Origin of the sequence: Streptomyces pathocidini (assembly GCF_001418495.1) — a bacterium.
In the GTDB taxonomy this organism is placed as follows: Bacteria; Actinomycetota; Actinomycetes; order Streptomycetales; family Streptomycetaceae; genus Streptomyces; species Streptomyces pathocidini.
This window is the reverse complement of the sequence record NZ_LIQY01000620.1, coordinates 1-1185: the sequence shown is the minus strand read 5'-3', so window position 1 is coordinate 1185 and position 1185 is coordinate 1. Positions and strand designations below refer to the sequence as shown.

The window sequence follows — 1185 nt, the reverse complement described above, 5'->3', positions numbered from 1 at the left end:
CCCCCGTCGCGATCACCCCCGTCCCGCTCGTCCCTGGGAGCCGCGTGCCCCTCGGTCTCGGGTTCGTCCTCCTCCCCGTGCGAGCCCTCGGGGTCCGGCCCCACCTCCTGCTGCGCCGGCTGCTCACCCGGCAGTTCGGAGGAGGCCGGCGCCTCTTCCCGCTCCGCCGCGGAACCCCGCCCCTCCGAGGCGGCGACCGCCGCGTCCTCGTCGGGGCCTTCCGCCTCACCCGCCTCGCCCTGCGCAGCAGCCCCGGCCCCGGACGGCGGACCATCCGGTTCCGGCACGGTGAGGGCCAGCGTCTCCGCGATCGACGCCGGTGACGCCCCTTCGGGGAGATTGAGCTCGTCGACGACCGGAGCCGCCGAAGCCCCACGAGAGCGGTTCCCGGAGGCGCCCACCGACCCGGCCTGCTCCCGCTTCTCGGCCTCACCGCCCTCGACGTCCTTGTCCGCCCCCGCCTCCAGGCCGAGCGGCTTCTCCTCCTCGCGGGGCTCACCCTCGTCCTCGTCCTTCTCGTGCAGACCGTGCTCGGACAGGGCGCTGTCGCGCTCCTCCGCCCGCTCGTCCACCTTCTCCGGGCGTACGCGACCGGGTTGCTCCTTCGCCTTCGGGTCGAGGCCCTCCTGCCTCGACCCCGCCGCGGGCCTCTTCGCGTCGTCTTCGCGCTTGCGTTTCTCGGAGCCCGGGGCGTTGGCCTGCTCGGGGTCCTGCTCCTCCCGGTCGCGCTGCGCCTTCCGCTCCTCCTTGGCCTGCTCGGTGCCCTCCCGCCCTTCGCGCGCCCGTTCGTCGGCGGCTTCGTCGCCCCGCTGCCGGTCCTTCTGCTGCTGTTCCTCCTCCTGCCGCTGCTCCTGCTCGTCGTGCTCGCGGGACCGGGCGCGCTTGTCCTCCTGCTCCGCGCGCTCGGCGGCCTCCTTGTCCTCGGCCGCCGCGTCCGCGCGGGCCCTGCTGCGGTCGCCGCCGAACTGCTCGTCCCTGCTCCTGGTCTCGTCCGCCTCCTCGCGGGCGTCCTGGGAAAGCTTCCGCCCCGCCGCGCGCTCGCCCTCCGCCGCGCGCTTCCACCGGACGCGCTCGACCTCCAACTCCTCGAAGAGATCGGCCTCCGGGGCGGGCACCTGCGCGGAGTGGAAGCCCATCGGCACCGTCTCCGCCTCGTCCGCCAGGTCCAGCAGACGGTCGTACTCG

1 pseudogene is annotated in these 1185 nt (G+C 75.1%); it reads right to left on the bottom strand.

Features of this window, described 5'->3' with window-relative positions:
* Positions 1–1185 (bottom strand): annotated as a pseudogene (locus AOK16_RS23640) (eCIS core domain-containing protein); the annotation flags it as partial.